This window comes from Rhizobium sp. RAF36, assembly GCF_052114105.1.
In the GTDB taxonomy this organism is placed as follows: Bacteria; Pseudomonadota; Alphaproteobacteria; order Rhizobiales; family Rhizobiaceae; genus Rhizobium.
This window is the reverse complement of record NZ_JBFREC010000012.1, coordinates 13814-30997: the sequence shown is the minus strand read 5'-3', so window position 1 is coordinate 30997 and position 17184 is coordinate 13814. Positions and strand designations below refer to the sequence as shown.

The window sequence follows — 17184 nt, the reverse complement described above, 5'->3', positions numbered from 1 at the left end:
GACTTGGGCCGGCTGGATCCCTGTGACAAGCACAGGGATGAGGGAAACGTGGTGGTCTGTGCGCCATCCCACAAACAAGAAGGCCGAGCATTGAGCCCGGCCTTTTTGTAAGAGACGTCCCCGTTACTCCGCCGCGAAGGGCGGGAGCCGCAAGACGTTCTTGCCGTTGCTGTTGGCGTTCTTCTGCTTGGCTTCCGGGTTTTCGATCGCGTTCACCCGGTCCTTCAGCGAACCGACGGCTTCGGTCAGTTCCTCGCGGGACAAGGTGGGCTCTTCCACATCCTTCTTGCCCACGAGGCGGCCGAACATCCAGCCGAGCAGGCGGGAGAGATCGTCCATGATCAGGAAGAAGGAGGGAACGACGACGAGCGACAGCACTGTCGAGACGATGATGCCGCCGATGACGGCGATGGCCATCGGCGCGCGGAACGAGCCGCCTTCGCCGACGCCCATGGCTGACGGCAGCATGCCGGCCGACATGGCGATCGAGGTCATGATGATCGGGCGGGCGCGCTTGCGGCCGGCCTCCACCATGGCTTCGACGCGTGACAGGCCGTGACGGCGCATCTCGATGGCGAAATCGACGAGCAAGATGGCGTTCTTGGTGACGATGCCCATCAGCATCAGGATGCCGATCAGAACCGGCATCGACAGCGGATTGTTGGTGACCAGTAGACCGACCGCCACGCCGCCGATTGCCAGCGGCAGCGAGAACAGGATGGTGAAGGGCTGGATCACGTTCTTGAAGAGCAGGATCAGCACCGCAAGCACCAGCATCAGGCCCATCAACATGGCGTTGACGAAGCTCTGCTGCATTTCCTTCTGCACCTTGGTGTCGCCGCTTTCGACCAGCTGCACCGTGGACGGGATCTTGGTATCCTTGACGATCTCAAGGAAGCGGGCCGAGGCCGTATCCAGCGCCACGCCCTGCGGCAGGTCGGAGCCGATCGCCACGACGCGGTAGCGGTTGTTGCGCTTGATCGAGCTGACACCTTCCGAATAGTCGATGTCGGCGACCGTCGAGAGCGGAACGCTGCCGCCGCTGGCGGTCTGGATCTTCAGGGCGCGGATGGCCTGGAGATCGCGGCGCATGTCGAGTGATGCCTGGACGCGGATCGGGATCTGCCGGTCGTCGAGCGAGATCTTGGCGAGTGCGGCATCGACATCACCGATGGTGGCGACGCGGATGGTCTCGGAGATCTGCTGCGGCGTGATGCCGAGGCGGGCGGCCTGATCCTTGCGCGGGCGGACCTGCAGTTCGGGACGGGGCAGAGCGCCATCGGCGCTGACATTGGCGAGCAGCGGATCGGCGCGCAGCTTCGATTCCAGAAGACCGACGGCCTCGTTGAGGTCCTGATCGTTCTTGGAGAGGAAGTTGAACGACAGGTCCCGTTCGCCGCGGTCGTTGAGCTTCAGGATGCGGACGTCAGGAATGTCCTTCACCTTGGCGAAGACTTCCTTTTCGATATCCCACTGCGGTCGCACGCGGCCATGAACCTCGACCTTCGGCAGATGCGGGCCGATGACCGGGATGGAGCCGAGCACGTCGTTGACGAGCTTCTTGACCAGCGACTGGTCGAGCTTATGGAGCGACAGGGTGATCGTCGCGCGGCGCAGCTCGAGGTCGCCCTTCGGCGAAGCGCCACCGAGAACGAAGACGCTTTCGACGCCGTCGATATCCTTGACGCGCTCATAGATCGCGTTGCTGGTCTTGTCGGTATCATCGAGTGTCGCATTCGGCGGCAGCTCGACGGAGAGCACGATGCGCGAGGCGTCTTCCGGCGGCAGGAAGCTGCCCGGTACCTGCGACAGCAGGAAGACCGATCCGATGAGGAAGCCAATGGCGGCGATCAGCGTCGCATACCGGCTCCACCAGTGGCCGGTGGTGGCGCGGATCAGCCGGGTATAGCCGCGGAAGAAGGCGCCATCGTTATCGTGATGATCTTCCTGGCCATCTTCGGCGCGCATCAGATAGGCGGCCATCATCGGCGTGATGAGACGCGCGACGACAAGGGAGAAGAATACCGAGAAGGCGACGGTCAGGCCGAACTGGATGAAGTACTGGCCGGGAATGCCGGGCATGAACGACACCGGCACGAAGACCGCGATGATCGTAAACGTCGTGGCGATGACGGCGAGGCCGATTTCGTCGGCCGCCTCGATGGCCGCCCTATACGGCGTCTTGCCCATCTTGATATGGCGGGCGATGTTTTCGATTTCGACGATCGCATCGTCGACGAGAATACCCGTCGCCAGCGTCAAGGCCAGGAAGCTGACGAGGTTCAGCGAGAAGCCCATCAGGTCCATGATCCAGAAAGTCGGGATCGCCGACAGCGGCAGCGCGATCGCCGAGATCAGCGTTGCGCGCCAGTTCCGCAGGAACAGGAAGACGACGATGACGGCCAGCAGCGCGCCTTCGAGCAGCGTGTGGATGGCGGCTTCGTAGTTGCCATAGGTGAAATAGACGGAATCGTTGATCAGCTCGATGCCGACATTCGGATTTTCCGCCCGCACCTTGTCGAGGCTTTGCGCCACCGTTTCGGCGACGCTGACTTCGCTGGCGCCCTTGGAGCGGAAGACGCCGAAGGTGACGACAGGCGTATCGTCGAAGCGCGAGAAGGATTTCGGCTCCTGATAGGTGTCCTTGATGGCACCGAGATCGGTCAGCTTGACGAAGCGGCCGTTCGGCAGCGCGATCGTGGTGTTGGCAAGCTCCGCGACATTGCGGGCGTCGCCGAGGACGCGGATCGCCTGCTCGCTGCCCGCCACCTGGCCGCGGCCGGAGCCGAGGTCGACGTTGGTGCCGCGCAGCTGCTGGTTCACGCTGGCCGCGGTAATGCCATAGGCGTTCAGCTTGTCGGGGTTGAGCTCGATGCGCACTTCGCGCTCGGCGCCGCCGTAACGGTCGACGCGGCCGATGCCACTCTGGCCCTGCAGCGAGCGCTTGATCGTGTCGTCGACGAACCAGGAGAGTTCCTCGAGCGTCATGTCGGGCGAGGAGACGGCGAAGGTCTGGATCGCCTGTCCCTCGACATCGACCTTGGAGACGATCGGCTCTTCGACATTGGCGGGAAGATCGCTACGGATGCGGTCGATCGCGTCCTTGGTATCCTGCACGGCCTGTTCGGTCGGCACTTCCATGCGGAACATGACAACGGTCTGCGACTGGCCGTCCGTCACCGTCGACTGGATTTCATCGATGCCGGTGATCGAGGCGACCGCGTCTTCGATCTCCTTGGTCACCTGCATTTCGAGTTCGGCGGGCGAAGCGCCGCTCTGGGTCACGACGATCGAGACCAGCGGCACGTCGATATTCGGGAAACGGGTGATCGGCAGCTTGTTGAACGACTGGATGCCGACAAAAAGCAGCAGGCCGAAGAGCAGCAGCGGCGCTACGGGGTTTCGGATGGACCAGGCTGAAAAGTTCATCGGGCCGTCTCTCAGTTGGAAGCAGCAGGCTGTTCGCGGACAGGGGTGATGTGATCACCGTCGCGAACATAGGCACCGGCCTTGGCAACGACTTCCTCGCCGTCCTTCAGGCCCTTCGTGATTTCGACAAAGGCACCGTCCTGGATGCCGGTCTCGACGGCGGCGAATTTCACCACGCCATTCTCGACCTTGCGGGCAGACGAGCCCTCGTTCGTCGTCAGCACGGCAGACAGCGGCAGCGCCACGTTCTCAGCCGTGTTGACGATGATTTCGGCGCTGCCATACATGCCAGAGCGCGCCTTGTTGTCGTCGTCGATCAGGATATGCACCAGGCCGAGGCGGGTGGTCGGATCGACGGTCGGGGAGACCAGGCGCACAGAGCCTGCGAGCTTCTCGCGGCTGCCGGCAAGCGAAATCGTCGCCTTCTGGCCGTGCTGGATCTTCATGATGTCGTTTTCGCCGACTTCGGCGACGAGCTCGATATCGTTGTCACGAATGATGGTGAACATCGGATCGCCGTTGCCGGATGCGATGGCGCCGACATTGGCGTTCTTGGCAGCCACCGTTCCTGCAACCGGGGTCTTCACGTCGGTGCGAGCGAGCTTCAGGTCGGCATCGGCGATCTGACTGTCGGTGACCTTCAGATCGGCCTGGGCGACCTCGATTGCCTGCTCTGCGGAGCTGACGCGGGCATTGGCGGAGGCGGCAGCCGCATCGGCCTGTTCGACCGTTGCGGTCGAGACGGTGCCCTTCTTGACCATTTCCTGGGCGCGGTCCTGCTGCTGGCGTGCCTGGGAGGCATTGGCCTGGGCTTCGACCAGCTGGGCGCGAAGCTGAGCAAGCGATGCCTCGCCCTTGGCCTTGGTCGCCTGCATCTGGCTCTTCTGCAGCAGAAGGGAATCGGGGTTCAGCCTGGCGATCGTGCTGTTGGCAGCAACCTTGTCGCCGACATCGACATTCAGCGAGCTGATCGACAGGCCCTCGACCTGCGGCTGGATATAGACTTCCTCGACGGCCTTGACCGTGCCTGTGGCGACGACGCGATCGACGAGCGCGCGGGTCTTCGCCGTGGTGACGACGATCGCCGGAAGGTTCTGCTTCGGCTTTGTGGTGGCCGTTTCGGCCTCCTGGGCAAAGACCGGCGATACCGCCATGATGGCGATCAAAAGGGTGGAGGCGCGTAGTATTTCAAGCGTGCGTGCCATGCGTCGTCATCCAATTATGTCAAAATGTCCGGCCAAAATCGGCGCAGCGATGCTGCAGCTTGCGAACAGGCCATTCCCGTCTCTGTTTAACTACTCAGAGGTATTCCCGCATTTGCCGTCTCTCATACAGAGAAGTCCCCGGTCCGGCAAATCTGGTTTTGTACGTGGTATCGGTTTGCGCGACGTACAAGACCGCTAGAAAACAATTCCCCATGAGCGGCACATTAATTACCGTTTACGTTTAGATCAATCACCGTCAGGTTATGTTTGCATTCCGATGATTGATCGCAGCGTATAATCTGAAGACGATCGAGAAATGGCAGGTGCGACACGCGCACGCCAAATAATTTCAATCGGCGTTAAAAAAGCAGAAAACGCGCGGATCTCTCCGCGCGTTCGCCGTGTTTGCCCGGTCGCTTACTTGGAAGCGGCGTCGGTAATGTCGTGCGTCCAGGCGCCGGATGGCTCCTTGGTGATGATCTTCTGGTCGAGAAGAGCCTTGGCGGTACGGTCGTAGAGCGTCGTGTCGAGCTTGCCGCTGCCGTCGCCGATCAGCTTGGCGACTTCGCCCATCATCCGCTTCTGGTGGTTTTCGTCCTGGCCGCCGGCATCGACGACGATCTCCGCTGCTTCATCCGGATTTTCAGTGGCGTATTTCCAGCCCTTCATCGAGGCCTTGACGAACTTGACCATCTTTTCCTTGAAAGCCGGATCCTTGAGCTTGTCTTCGTTGGCGTAGAGGCCGTCTTCCAGGAGATCGTTGCCCATGGCGCTGTAGTTGAAGACGATAAGATCTTCGGGCTTAAGGCCGGCATCGATTGCCTGCCAGTATTCATTGTAGGTCATGACGGAAATGCAGTCGGCCTGCTTCTGCAGCAGCGGCTGGACGTCGAAGCTCTGCTTCAGCACGGTCACGCCATCGGCGCCGCCTTCGGTCTTCAGGCCGAGCTTGTTCATCCAGGCGAAGAACGGATACTCATTGCCGAAGAACCAGACGCCGAGCGTATGGCCCTTGAAATCGGCTTCGGTCTTGATCGGACCATCCTTGCGGCAGATCATTTCCATGCCCGACTTCTGGTAGGGCTGGGCGATGTTGACGAGCGGAACGCCCTTTTCGCGGGCCACCAGCGCGCCGCCCATCCAGTCGACGATGACATCGGCGCCACCGCCGGCGATCACCTGTTCCGGGGCGATGTCAGGACCGCCCGGCTTGATATCGACGTCAAGGCCTTCTTCTTCGTAATAGCCCTTGTCCTTGGCGACGTAATAGCCGGCGAACTGGCTCTGCGCGACCCACTTCAGCTGCAGCGTCACCTTGTCGGCCGCCATCGCGTTAGCGGCGGCGAGCGACATGGCGCTCGCCATCATTGCAACCATCAACTTCTTCATTTTCTTTTTTCCCTCTGAAGTTATGCCCCAATCCCATTTGCGGGAACAAAGCGACGCCTAGCCACCACGGATAGACGGATGCCAGAAAGTCACCGCCCGTTCGGCAAGGGCGACGACGCCGTAGAAAACCGAGCCAGCCACCGCCGCGACGGCGATCTCGGCCCAGACCATGTCGACATTCATGCGGCCGATCTCTGTGGAGATGCGGAAGCCCATGCCGACGATAGGGGTTCCGAAGAATTCCGCAACGATGGCACCGATCAGCGCCAGCGTCGAGTTGATCTTCAGGGCGTTGAAAATGAACGGCATGGCCGCCGGAAGCCGGAGCTTCAGCAGCGTCTGCCAGTAGTCGGATGCGTAGGTGCGCATCAGGTCCCGCTCCATGGCGCCGGATGCGGAAAGGCCCGCCACCGTGTTCACCAGCATCGGGAAGAAGGTCATGATGATGACGACGGCGGCCTTCGACGGCCAGTCGAAGCCGAACCACATGACCATGATCGGCGCCACGCCGATGATCGGCAGGGCCGAGACCATGTTGCCGATCGGCAGCAGCCCGCGGCGCAGGAAGGCGACGCGGTCGGCGAGGATCGCGACGATAAAGCCGGAGGCGCAGCCGACCACATACCCGAACAGCACGGCCTTGAAGATCGTCTGGCGCACGTCCTCGCCGAGGATCGGCAGAGAATTGGCGATCCGCACACCGATGGTGCTCGGCGGCGGCAGGATGACGAAGGGGATGCCGCCGCCGCGCGTTGCCGCCTCCCAGAGGATCAGGATCCAGGCGCCGAAGATTGCCGGGATCAACAGCCGCAGGAAGGATTTGCCGGTATTCGACAGCGGCTGCAGGTCCGACAGCAGCGTGACGCAGCGCCAGGCGAGCAGCCAGGCGGCAGCGATCAGCAGCAGGAAAGCCCGGGTCGCCATGCCCTCGTTGCCGGTGATGCCGGACAGCAGCAGCCAGGCGGCATCGAAGGAGGCCAGCAGCAGCACGGTCGCCGAATAGAGCGGTGGCAGCGCCGTCAACGAAATCAGCGCCGCGGCAGCGATTATGATCACGACAAGCGTCGTGGTCTGGCTGCTGAACGGGGCGGGGGCGCCGTCCGCCAGCAGCGGCAGCGAGGCCAGCGCACCGAGACAGAAGAGCAGCGCCAGAGCGCTTTGCCAGGAAAGCGTCAGATATTTCATGCCGGCCTCCCGCCCATGGCGCGATCGACGATCTTGGCGGCCAATCCGACGATCGCCACGAGCAGTGCCGCCAGCACGGAACCGGCCACCAGTGCCGCCCAAATGTCGATGGTCTGGCTGTAATAGGAGCCGGCGAGCAGCTTCGAGCCGATACCGGCGACGGCACCGGTCGGCAGTTCGCCGACGATGGCACCGACGAGGCTTGCGGCAATCGCCACCTTCATCGAGGTGAAGAGGAAGGGAACCGAGGCCGGCACCCGCAGCTTCCAGAAGGTCTGCGCAGCACTGGCATTATAGGTGCGCATCAGATCGAGATACATGACTTCGGGCGAACGCAGCCCCTTCACCATGCCGACGGCGACAGGGAAGAAGGAGAGATAAGTCGAGATCAGCGCTTTCGGGATCAGTCCGGTGATGTTGATCGATCCGAGCACGACGATGACCATCGGCGCGATCGCCAGGATCGGCACGGTCTGCGAGGCAATGATCCACGGCATTAGGCTGCGGTCCAGCGCCCTGATATGGACGATGCCGACCGCGATCAGGATGCCGAGCATGGTGCCGAGCGCAAAACCGAGCGCCGTCGAGGAGAGCGTCACGCCGGCGTGATAGACGAGGCTGCGGTTGCTGGAGAGCTTTCTGAGGAAGGTGTTCTCGAAGACGTTCTGCGCCACCTGATGCGGGGCCGGCAGGATCGGCTTCGGCTGGGAGAGCGTTGCGGAGATGAATTCGGATGCCGTCGGCGTCACGTTGTTGCGCTGGTCCATGTCGCGCTGGAACGGCGCGTTCATGAACACGGCGGCGATGTACCAGATGACGACGAAGGCGGCGAGGATGGTGAGGACCGGGACGATCTTGTCCTTGAGGGTGTCGGGTTTCATGCGGACATCCTCTTGATTGGGAGGGTGGGGTTACCCCCCTCTGTCCTGCCGGACATCTCCCCCTCAAGGGGGGAGATCGACTCGCGGCGGGCTTCCTGCCAGACATCAATGTTGGAATGAGCGGGTGCGCCCAGCCAATCTCCCCACCTGTGGGGGAGATGCCCGGCAGGGCAGAGGGGGGCGACCACGGCCTCAAACATCAGATCATTCATAACTATGCCCCGCTCTCAAACCCTCACGCACCCGATGCGCAATCTCCAGGAATTCCGGCGTCTCGCGGATGCCGAGCGGCCGTTCCTTCGGCAGCGTCGAGTCGATGATATCGGTGACGCGGCCGGGGCGGGGGGACATGACGACGATCTTGGTGGAGAGGTAGACCGCTTCCGGAATGGAGTGGGTGACGAAGCAGATCGTCTTGTTGGTGCGCGACCAGAGCTTCAGCAGAGCGGCGTTCAGATGGTCACGGACGATTTCGTCCAGCGCGCCGAAGGGCTCGTCCATCAGCAGCAGGTCGGCGTCGAAGGCGAGTGCGCGGGCGATCGAGGCGCGCTGCTGCATGCCGCCTGACAGCTGCCAGGGGAATTTCTTGTCGAAGCCGGCAAGCTCGACGAGCTCGAGAGCCTCAGAGATGCGCTTCTTCTGGTCGGCTTTCGAATAGCCCATGATTTCAAGGGGAAGGGCGATGTTCTTCTCGATCGTCCGCCAGGGGTAGAGCGCGGCCGCCTGGAAGACATAGCCGTAGGCGCGGGCCTTGCGGGCTTCTTCCGGCGTCATGCCGTTGACGCTAATCTCGCCTGAGGTCGTTTTCTCCAGATCGGCGATGACGCGCAGGAACGTCGTCTTGCCGCAGCCGGATGGGCCGATGAAGGAGACGAAGTCGCCCTTGTTGACGTCGAGATTGACATTGCTCAGCGCATGCACCGGCCCGTCATTCGTCTGGAAGGTGAGACAGAGATCCTTGGCGGATACGACGGAGGCTGCTTGCATCGAGATGTTACCAGTCCTGTTTTCCCCGCGCCTGCGCGGTTTGCATGTTATGCTGCCGCCCGGTTTCACACGCCGCGGCAAAGTCCATGGAGGATGAGAATGGACGCTAAGTCAAAGCCCACCTGCCACATTGTTCGCCCCAGCCACGCCTATGACGGCAAGCAGGGGCTCAGCTATTTCGAAGGCATTGCCGCGGAAACGGTCGGCGCCAAGGGCATCTGCATGCATCTCCTGACGATCCCGCCCGGCGTGCGGGCCAAGGCGCATCTGCATGAGGCGCACGAGACGGCGATCTACATGCTCTCCGGCGAGGCGCATACTTGGTATGGCGACAATCTCAAGAACCACGTCATCGTCCATGCCGGCGAGCTTTTCTATATCCCGGCGGGCGTTCCGCATCTGCCCGCCAATTTGAGCAGCACGCCCTGCACGGCGATCATCGCGCGGACAGATCCCAACGAGCAGGAGAGCGTCGTGCTCTTGCCCGCGCTCGACAGTATCGTGCTGGATTGAGGCTACTTGCATAGCGGCAGCGGCCCCCACTTGATAGCGGCGTCCGAGGTGAAGCCGATCGTATAGCCCTTGGGGCCGGAGGTGATCTTCGCCGTGTCCTCGCTCTCGCCTTCCTCACCCTCGGCCTGGCAGGAGACCGTGGCCGTAAAATTCTTGCCCTCGGTCTTCAGCACCTTCTTGATCTCGCAATAGGAGGCGGCGGTGGTGATCGCCTCGGAGGTCAGCAGGAAGAAGTTGTCGGAGCCGGTGCTTTCGCCCGATTTGGCATAGGCGCAGCCATCCTTGTTGCCGTAGCTGCCCGTGATCGGCAGCGTATCGGCGAAAGCCGCGGTGGAGAGCGCGGCCAATGAAACAATCGTCAGAATGACTTGGCCGCGCATTTGGATCACACCCCGCTCGCCGGGATGCCGGTGCGTTCGACCTTGCGGGGAGCGGTGAGCTCCTTCCAGGTCGAGAGCGCCTTGTTGACGGCCTGGAAGGGTTCGCGCCTGACGAACTCGCCGTGGCCCTCGCGGGTCTTGATGGTCGATTCCTCGATGGCGACGACACCGCGGGTCAGCGTGTAGCGCGGCAGGCCGGTGACTTCCTTGCCTTCGAAGACGTTGTAATCGATCGCCGACTGCTGGCTCTTGGCCGAGATGGTCTTGGAGCGCTTCGGATCCCAGACGACGATATCGGCATCGGCGCCGACGAGGATTGCACCCTTCTTCGGGTAGACGTTGAGGATCTTGGCGATATTGGTCGAGGTGACCGCGACGAACTCGTTCATGGTGATACGGCCGGTCGCGACGCCATAGGTCCAGAGCATCGGCATGCGGTCTTCAAGGCCGCCGGTGCCGTTCGGGATCTTGCGGAAGTCGCCGAGGCCGGTGCGCTTCTGGTCTGTGGTAAAGGCGCAGTGGTCGGTCGCCACGACCTGCAGCGAACCGGCGGAAAGGCCGGCCCAGAGACTGTCCTGATGCTGCTTGTTGCGGAACGGCGGGGACATGACGCGGCGGGCGGAGTGATCCCAGTCGCGGTTGAAATATTCAGTCTCGTCGAGTGTCAGGTGCTGGATCAGCGGCTCGCCATAGACGCGCATGCCGTTCTGGCGGGCGCGGCGGATCGCTTCATGGGCCTGTTCGCAGGAGGTGTGGACCACATAGAGCGGGACGCCCGCCATATCGGCGATGATGATGGCGCGGTTCGTCGCTTCGCCTTCGACCGAGGCCGGGCGCGAATAGGCGTGTCCCTCAGGACCATTATTGCCTTCGTCCATCAGCTTCTGCTGCATGGCGGCGACGACATCGCCGTTCTCGGCATGGACGAGGGGGAGAGCGCCAAGCTCGGCGCAGCGCGAAAACGACGCAAACATCTCGTCGTCGTTGACCATCAGCGCGCCCTTATAGGCCATGAAATGCTTGAAGGTGTTGATGCCCTTTTCCTGCACGATGGTCTTCATGTCGTTGAAGACCTGCTCGCCCCACCAGGTCACCGACATGTGGAAGGAATAGTCGCAATTGGCGCGGGTCGACTTGTTGTCCCAGCGTTTCAGCGCGTCGAGCAGCGACTGGCCGGGATCGGGCAGGCAGAAATCGACGACCATCGTCGTGCCGCCGGCAAGAGCAGCGCGCGTGCCGCTCTCGAAATCGTCGGAGGAATAGGTGCCCATGAAGGGCATTTCGAGATGGACATGCGGATCGATGCCGCCGGGCATGACATAACAGCCCGTGGCGTCCAGCACCTCGTTGCCCGAAAGGTTCGACCCGATCTCGACGATCTTGCCACCTTCGATCTTCACGTCGGCCTTGTAGGTCAGGTCGGCGGTGACGATGGTTCCATTCTTGATGACTGTGGTCATGGCTGTTCCCTGTTTTTATTGAGTCAGGTGACCGATCGCATCCCCTAGTGGAGAGGTTGCGTGCGAAGCAGTCGGGTGATGTTCGGTAAATGCTCGAGGGGGCTATGCCTCGACGAGATCAAGCCGCTTTTCGATCCGCAAGACGCGTTCATCGATGCGGTCGAGCCGTGTCGAAATGGTCGCATATTGATGTTCGAGTATGCCGAGACGCTGCTTGACGACCTGCATGTCGTCGGCGAGCCGTTCGACGGTGCCCCGGATGGCACGCAAGTGCTCAAGTATGAGGTTGTCGGTTGACATTCACCGGCCTCCGTTGGCGGCAATTCTCCTTCGGAATATAGGCGCAATTGTTTCACACCACAATCTCCGCCGTCTCGACCACCGCATGGAACAGCACATCCGCACCCGCCGTCGCCCATTCCTTGGAAATCTCTTCCGCCTCGTTGTGGCTGAGGCCGCCGACGCAGGGGCACATGACCATGGTGGAGGGCGCCACCTTGGCGGCCCAGCAGGCGTCGTGGCCGGCGCCGGAGATCACGTTCATGTGGGAGTAACCCAGCTTTTCAGCGGCATCGCGGACGCGACCGACGAGGACGGGATCGAAGGTAACGGGGTCGAAATGGCCGACGGCTTCGATCGAACAGCCGACGCCGAGCGCTTCACAGATCTTGGCGGCTTCGCCCTCGATCTTTGCGCGCATGCGGTCGAGCTTGGGCTGATCGGGCGTCCGGATGTCGACGGTGAAGACCACCTTGCCGGGCAGCACGTTACGGGAATTCGGCGAGAAGAACACCTGGCCGACACCGCCGACGGCGCCGGGCTGTTCGCCCATGGCGACGCCCTGGACCATCTCGATGATCCGCGACATGGCGAGACCGGCATTGACGCGCATGTTCATCGGCGTCGAGCCGGTATGGGCCTCGCGGCCGGTGAGGGTGAATTCCAGCCACCACAGGCCCTGACAGTGCGTTACGACGCCGATCTGCTTGTTTTCGGCTTCGAGGATCGGGCCCTGCTCGATGTGATATTCGAAATAGGCGTGCATCTTGCGGGCGCCGACTTCCTCGTCGCCCAGCCAGCCGATGCGTTTCAGCTCGTCGCCATAGGTCTTGCCCTCGGGGTCCTTGCGGCCATAGGCGTAATCGATGCTGTGGACACCGGCGAAGACGCCGGAAGCGAGCATGGCGGGCGCGAAACGCGCGCCTTCCTCGTTCGCCCAGTTGGTGACGACGATGGGGTGCTTGGTCTTGATGCCGAGGTCGTTCATCGTGCGAACGACCTCGAGCGCGGCGAGCACGCCGAGAACGCCGTCATATTTGCCGCCGGTCGGCTGGGTGTCCAGGTGAGAGCCGACGTAAACCGGCAAGGCGTCAGGATCGGTGCCGGGGCGGGTTGCGAACATCGTGCCCATCTTGTCGACGCCCATGGTCATGCCGGCGGCATCGCACCAGGTCTTGAAGAGGCTGCGGCCTTCTGCGTCCGAGTCCGTCAGCGTCTGGCGATTGTTGCCGCCGGCGATACCGGGGCCGATCTTTGCCATGTCCATGAGACTGTCCCACAGACGGTCGCCGTTGACGCGCATGTTTTCGCCTGGTGCTGCCACCATATCTGAAGTCCTCGCCTGTTTTCATCAGTCATGCGCTGAGCATGTCCGGTCTGTTCCCTTGGTCAATTCCCGGCGCGATTGTTTGTTTTCTTTGCGCTGGAAAATCCGACGTTGCCTTTATTTTGCATCTGACGGATAATTTGACCGATTGGTAAACATTACAGCTTCCGGCGCCGGGCTCAAGACGTAAAACAGCAAAAATACTGACAAATTTGCGAGCCGGAAACTGCTTCTGAAAACTTGAGTGAAGCAGTTGAATTTGTGAGGGAAACGAGAGCCATATGGCCATTCCGAGAGCAGCGAGGACCCAGCGCCGGACGCGAATCCAGGAGGAGAAGGAAGAGCAGATCCTCGAAGCGGCGCTGGATGTGTTTTCGGTCAGCGGCTTCCGCGGCTCGACCATCGACCAGATCGCTGCCGCCGCAGGCATGTCGAAGCCCAATCTGCTCTATTATTTCCGCACCAAGGAAGCGATGCACCGGGCGCTGATCGACCGGGTACTCTTCACCTGGCTGGAGCCGCTCAGGGCCTTCAATGCCGAAGGCAATCCGGAATCCGAAATCCGCAGCTACATCCGGCGCAAGCTGGAAATGGCGCGTGATTTTCCGCGCGAAAGCCGCCTCTTCGCCAACGAGGTTCTGCAGGGCGCGCCGCATATCGAGGACGAGCTGAAAGGGCCGCTGAAGAGCCTGGTCGACGAGAAGGCGGAGGTCATCCGCGTCTGGGCCAAGGCCGGCAAGATCGCCAAATGCGATCCCTATCACCTGATCTTCTCGATCTGGTCGACGACCCAGCATTATGCCGACTTCGATGTGCAGGTGCGGGCAGTGCTCGGCCAGGAGCATTCCGGCGCCGGGCGCTTCGAGGATGCCGCGCGGTTTCTCGAACAGCTCTTCGTCGGCGGGCTGATGGTGCAGCCGGTCTGAGTGTCAGACCTTCTTCAACGGCATCATCTTGTCGAGCGCCGCCGCCACGCTTTCGATCGTATAAGGCTTCTGCAGAATATTGGCCCCGCTGAAGTTCTTGGCGACCGCCTCGCCGTAACCCGTTGCAAAGACAAGCGGCGTGCCTGCCTGCACCAGTTTCTCGGCGACCGGGAAGCTGGTCTCGTCGCCGAGATTGACGTCGAGCACGGCAAGATCGAAATGCTTCTCCGCCACATATTCGAGAGCCTGATAGACGCTCGGCGCCAGCGTCACATCCTTGGCGCCAAGCTGCAGGAAGATATCCTCGCCGTCCATGGCGATGATCAGGTTGTCCTCGACCAGCAGGATGCTGCAGCCCTGCAGCGGCTTTTCCGAAATGATCGTCGCGGTCTTGGCGGCCGGTTGCTGGCGCACTTCCGGGACGATCGAGACCGGTCCGTCGGCAAAGGTGACATATTTCGCCGGGATGGTGAAATCCGCCTGCAGCCCCTTGGGCTCATAGCGCACCTCGGCCTTGCCGCCGAGATCGTACGGTATCGAGTGGCGGATGATGGTGGTTCCGAAGCCCTGCCGTTTCGGCGCCTTTACCGGCGGACCGTCGCTCTCGCGCCATTCGACCAGCAGATTGCCCGTGTCGTCCTCGGTCCAGGCGACGGTGACCGTTCCGCTGTCGCAGAGGCTGCCGTATTTGGCACTGTTGGTAACGAGTTCGTGGAAGACAAGGGCCGCCGTCGAGAAGGCCTGCGGGCCGAGCAGCACTTCTTCGCCGCGCATGACAACGCGGGCGGCGTTCTTGCCGAGATAGGCAGCGGCTTCTGCCTGCAGCAGCGAGCGCAGCGAAGCCGGGGCCCAATGATCCCGGGTGATCTGGTCGTGAGCGCGTGACAGCGCCTGAACGCGGCCTTCCAGCTGGCCGACATATTCGCCGATATCGCCATCGCTGGTGCGCGACTGGCGGATCAGGCCACTGATCAGGCTGAGGATATTGCGGACACGGTGGTTCAGCTCGGCGATCAGGATTTCCTGGCGTTCGTTGGCCTGCTGGCGCACGGCGCTCGCCTCGTCGGCAAGGCGCAGGATGACCTCGATCAGCGTGACGCGGATCGTATCGGCCACGCGCTTTTCGGCCGAGGTGAAGGGGTGCGAGCGCCCCCGGACCAGTTCCGACCAGCTTTCGAAGCTCTTGCGCGGTGTCAGGCGCGGGCCGTTCGGGCCGTATTCGACCGGTTTGTGCGGGTCGCCAGCCCAGCGGACGGTGCGGACGATCTCCTGGCGGAACAGGATCACATAGTCACGCGGCGAGCGCGAAATCGGGATCGCCATCAGGCCGGCGACGGTGCCGTCGATATCGCTGTCCGGCCAGAGTTCCTGCAGATGGTCGGTGGTGAAAACCCGGCCGGAGGATGTGCGGTTGAGGATCTTGACCAGGCCGGAAAACTGCTCCTGCGTCGGCGAAAGCCCGGTCAGCGCCGAGCGGCCGTTGATCCAGACGCCGATGCCATCGGCGGGAATGGCGTCCGAGAGCGCGTCGATCAGCCAGGTCGGGTCGTCGAGCAGGCTGGCATTGTCGGCGACCGAGGTCAGCAGTCTGTCGGCGATCTGGCGGGCCTTGGTTTCGAATTCCAGCGCCAGCCGCCGCTCGCGGCTTTCGAGGCGCGAGGCGAACATCTGGCCAAAAAGCTCGGAGGTCGAACGCCGCTCGAAGGAGGGCAGGCGGGCGGAATAGTGATGGCAGGCAAACAGGCCCCAGAGCTTGCCGTCGACGATGATCGAGATCGACAGCGAGGCGCCGACGCCCATGTTCTTCAGGTATTCGATGTGGATTGGCGAGACCGAGCGCAGGATCGACATCGACAGATCCAGCGGGCGGCTGTGCTCGTCGAGCTCTGGATGGATGGCGACAGGCGTCGCATCGATATCGGCAATGACGCGGAAGAGGTTGCGGACATAGAGCGCGCGGGCCTGAACCGGGATGTCGGAGGCCGGATAGTGCAGGCCGAGGAAGGAGCCGATGCCGGGGCGGGCCGCTTCGGCGACGACTTCGCCAGATCCCTTTTCGTCGAAACGATAGACCATGACGCGGTCGAAACCGGTCAGCGCGCGGGCCTGGCGGGCGCCTTCGCGGTAGAAGGCTTCCAGCGTCTGCGCCTGGTCGAGACGGGCCATCATGCTGCGGATCGACATGGTCGCGCCGCCCTGGGCACCGTCCTGCGAGGGCTCGGCCTCGATGATGACCTGACCGTCGCTGATGTGGAGCGCCACGTCGAAGGCAGGACCGTTCTCGGAAAACTGCACGCCGAACAGCCGTTCGACGATATCGGGGCCCCTGATGACGGCGAGACGGTTGCGCAGCGTATGCAGCGTCTGCGGCATGATCACTTCGGAGAGCGGTCGGCCGAGCACGTCCTTGTAGCTGATGCCGATGAACTGTTCGAGATTTTCCGAGGCGCGGGCAACCAGCCAGTCGGCGGAGGAAACGAGCAGGAAGCCGAACGGCTGGATGGCGCCGAGGCGGTGGATCGGTTCGCGGTCGCAGTTCGTCAGGTCGACGCGGTCGAAGGTTTCGCTCACGAGGCGGCCATCTCCAGTTCCATCTCAGCAGCCTTGCGGAACAGGACGAAGACGGCGCGGGCAGCCTCGACGGCTCTCGCCTCGTCGGCGCCGGAGACATCGAGCATGTCCATAAAAGCCTTCATGCCACCCTTGGGGCCGAAGGGGCTGAGATAGGCGGATGGCAGCCCTTCGCCGACGGCCTTGGCCAGCATCGCGCCGCCGAGCTTCGAGCCTTCAAGCACATAAACGGCGCCAAGAAGCGCTGCATCGTCTTGCATCGGAGGCACATCGAGGGCGGGCGGCAGCGGAACATTCATCGCCGCGAGGTCGTCGAGCAACAGATCACGGCGGCGCCGCTCCGCCCAGTCGGGGATCAGCCGCTCGATACCGGCTTTTTCCAGCGCTATCTCAACGGCCGGAACGGCGCGGGTGTGGGCGGAGAGGAAGGCCCTGTAATCTGCTTCACGTCCGAGATCGAACCTGCCGAAGATTTGATCGACATCAGCGTGGCAATCGCTGGTGCCGGCGCGCAGCGCAGTTCGAAGTGACATGGTTATTGCAATTCCGGTTGATGGTGGCCGATGCACCGCCCCGTACGGCGCATCATCATGGCGATATACGGCAGCATTTCATGATTTCCAGTGAATACAATAAAAAATTCAGCCACTTC

General features: G+C 62.3%; 14 protein-coding genes. 2 read left to right on the top strand and 12 right to left on the bottom strand.

Features of this window, described 5'->3' with window-relative positions; all coding sequences use genetic code 11:
* Positions 1-123: 123 nt before the first annotated feature.
* The 6 genes from AB4Z25_RS27365 to AB4Z25_RS27340 form a co-directional block, all read right to left on the bottom strand.
* The gene (locus tag AB4Z25_RS27365) at positions 124-3429 is read right to left on the bottom strand and encodes an efflux RND transporter permease subunit (protein ID WP_112538935.1); all 3306 of its coding nucleotides are present in this window, start codon (positions 3427-3429) and stop codon (positions 124-126) included.
* An 11-nt stretch (positions 3430-3440) separates the two neighbouring features.
* Positions 3441-4634, bottom strand: coding sequence for an efflux RND transporter periplasmic adaptor subunit (locus AB4Z25_RS27360; RefSeq protein WP_112538936.1), 1194 nt, complete (start codon positions 4632-4634; stop codon positions 3441-3443).
* A 417-nt stretch (positions 4635-5051) separates the two neighbouring features.
* Positions 5052-6023 carry an ABC transporter substrate-binding protein gene (locus tag AB4Z25_RS27355; protein ID WP_112538937.1) on the bottom strand — a complete coding sequence of 324 codons (972 nt, stop codon included), beginning with the start codon at positions 6021-6023 and terminating at the stop codon, positions 5052-5054.
* A gap of 57 nt (positions 6024-6080) precedes the next feature.
* The gene (locus AB4Z25_RS27350) at positions 6081-7208 is read right to left on the bottom strand and encodes an ABC transporter permease (protein WP_112538938.1); all 1128 of its coding nucleotides are present in this window, start codon (positions 7206-7208) and stop codon (positions 6081-6083) included.
* Positions 7205-8089, bottom strand: a complete 885-nt coding sequence (locus tag AB4Z25_RS27345; protein ID WP_112538939.1) for an ABC transporter permease — start codon at positions 8087-8089, stop codon at positions 7205-7207. The genes AB4Z25_RS27350 and AB4Z25_RS27345 overlap by 4 nt, the downstream gene beginning before the upstream one ends.
* 204 nt (positions 8090-8293) lie before the next feature.
* Entirely contained in the window at positions 8294-9076 is a 783-nt protein-coding gene (locus tag AB4Z25_RS27340) for an ABC transporter ATP-binding protein (protein WP_112538940.1), read from the bottom strand.
* A 99-nt stretch (positions 9077-9175) separates the two neighbouring features.
* On the opposite strand from AB4Z25_RS27340, the gene AB4Z25_RS27335 reads away from it, so the two are divergent.
* The gene (locus AB4Z25_RS27335) at positions 9176-9589 is read left to right on the top strand and encodes a cupin domain-containing protein (protein ID WP_112538941.1); all 414 of its coding nucleotides are present in this window, start codon (positions 9176-9178) and stop codon (positions 9587-9589) included.
* Positions 9590-9591: 2 nt separating this feature from the next.
* Here AB4Z25_RS27335 and AB4Z25_RS27330 read toward each other — a convergent pair whose 3' ends face one another.
* The 4 genes from AB4Z25_RS27330 to AB4Z25_RS27315 all read right to left on the bottom strand — a co-directional run bounded on the left by AB4Z25_RS27330 (position 9592) and on the right by AB4Z25_RS27315 (position 13035).
* A complete protein-coding gene (locus tag AB4Z25_RS27330; RefSeq protein ID WP_112538942.1) occupies positions 9592-9969 on the bottom strand; it encodes a hypothetical protein in 378 nt (125 codons plus the stop codon).
* Positions 9970-9974: 5 nt separating this feature from the next.
* Positions 9975-11429: a dihydropyrimidinase gene (gene hydA, locus AB4Z25_RS27325; RefSeq protein WP_112538943.1), complete on the bottom strand. Its 1455-nt coding sequence runs from the start codon at positions 11427-11429 to the stop codon at positions 9975-9977.
* A 102-nt stretch (positions 11430-11531) separates the two neighbouring features.
* Positions 11532-11729: a hypothetical protein gene (locus AB4Z25_RS27320; RefSeq protein ID WP_112390444.1), complete on the bottom strand. Its 198-nt coding sequence runs from the start codon at positions 11727-11729 to the stop codon at positions 11532-11534.
* A gap of 52 nt (positions 11730-11781) precedes the next feature.
* Positions 11782-13035: a Zn-dependent hydrolase gene (locus AB4Z25_RS27315; protein WP_112538944.1), complete on the bottom strand. Its 1254-nt coding sequence runs from the start codon at positions 13033-13035 to the stop codon at positions 11782-11784.
* 281 nt (positions 13036-13316) lie between these two features.
* Here AB4Z25_RS27315 and AB4Z25_RS27310 point away from each other — a divergent pair, with 281 nt between their 5' ends.
* Positions 13317-13961 carry a TetR/AcrR family transcriptional regulator gene (locus AB4Z25_RS27310; RefSeq protein WP_112390446.1) on the top strand — a complete coding sequence of 215 codons (645 nt, stop codon included), beginning with the start codon at positions 13317-13319 and terminating at the stop codon, positions 13959-13961.
* 3 nt (positions 13962-13964) lie between these two features.
* On the opposite strand, the gene AB4Z25_RS27305 is transcribed toward AB4Z25_RS27310, so the two are convergent.
* Both AB4Z25_RS27305 and AB4Z25_RS27300 read right to left on the bottom strand, forming a co-directional pair.
* A complete protein-coding gene (locus AB4Z25_RS27305) occupies positions 13965-16532 on the bottom strand; it encodes an HWE histidine kinase domain-containing protein (protein WP_112538945.1) in 2568 nt (855 codons plus the stop codon).
* Complete coding sequence (locus AB4Z25_RS27300; protein ID WP_112538946.1) at positions 16529-17065, bottom strand: biliverdin-producing heme oxygenase; 537 nt, start codon at positions 17063-17065, stop codon at positions 16529-16531. The genes AB4Z25_RS27305 and AB4Z25_RS27300 overlap by 4 nt, the downstream gene beginning before the upstream one ends.
* Positions 17066-17184 lie beyond the last annotated feature (119 nt).

What these genes read in the sequence shown, in the direction of transcription:
- AB4Z25_RS27355 (WP_112538937.1), bottom strand. Translation starts at nt 6,023, where the DNA reads ATGAAGAAGTTGATGGTTGCAATGATGGCGAGCGCCATGTCGCTCGCC.
- AB4Z25_RS27345 (WP_112538939.1), bottom strand. Translation starts at nt 8,089, where the DNA reads ATGAAACCCGACACCCTCAAGGACAAGATCGTCCCGGTCCTCACCATC.
- AB4Z25_RS27340 (WP_112538940.1), bottom strand. Translation starts at nt 9,076, where the DNA reads ATGCAAGCAGCCTCCGTCGTATCCGCCAAGGATCTCTGTCTCACCTTC.
- AB4Z25_RS27330 (WP_112538942.1), bottom strand. Translation starts at nt 9,969, where the DNA reads ATGCGCGGCCAAGTCATTCTGACGATTGTTTCATTGGCCGCGCTCTCC.
- AB4Z25_RS27350 (WP_112538938.1), bottom strand. Translation starts at nt 7,208, where the DNA reads ATGAAATATCTGACGCTTTCCTGGCAAAGCGCTCTGGCGCTGCTCTTC.
- AB4Z25_RS27360 (WP_112538936.1), bottom strand. Translation starts at nt 4,634, where the DNA reads ATGGCACGCACGCTTGAAATACTACGCGCCTCCACCCTTTTGATCGCC.
- AB4Z25_RS27300 (WP_112538946.1), bottom strand. Translation starts at nt 17,065, where the DNA reads ATGTCACTTCGAACTGCGCTGCGCGCCGGCACCAGCGATTGCCACGCT.
- AB4Z25_RS27335 (WP_112538941.1), top strand. Translation starts at nt 9,176, where the DNA reads ATGGACGCTAAGTCAAAGCCCACCTGCCACATTGTTCGCCCCAGCCAC.
- AB4Z25_RS27365 (WP_112538935.1), bottom strand. Translation starts at nt 3,429, where the DNA reads ATGAACTTTTCAGCCTGGTCCATCCGAAACCCCGTAGCGCCGCTGCTG.
- hydA (WP_112538943.1), bottom strand. Translation starts at nt 11,429, where the DNA reads ATGACCACAGTCATCAAGAATGGAACCATCGTCACCGCCGACCTGACC.
- AB4Z25_RS27320 (WP_112390444.1), bottom strand. Translation starts at nt 11,729, where the DNA reads ATGTCAACCGACAACCTCATACTTGAGCACTTGCGTGCCATCCGGGGC.
- AB4Z25_RS27310 (WP_112390446.1), top strand. Translation starts at nt 13,317, where the DNA reads ATGGCCATTCCGAGAGCAGCGAGGACCCAGCGCCGGACGCGAATCCAG.
- AB4Z25_RS27315 (WP_112538944.1), bottom strand. Translation starts at nt 13,035, where the DNA reads ATGGTGGCAGCACCAGGCGAAAACATGCGCGTCAACGGCGACCGTCTG.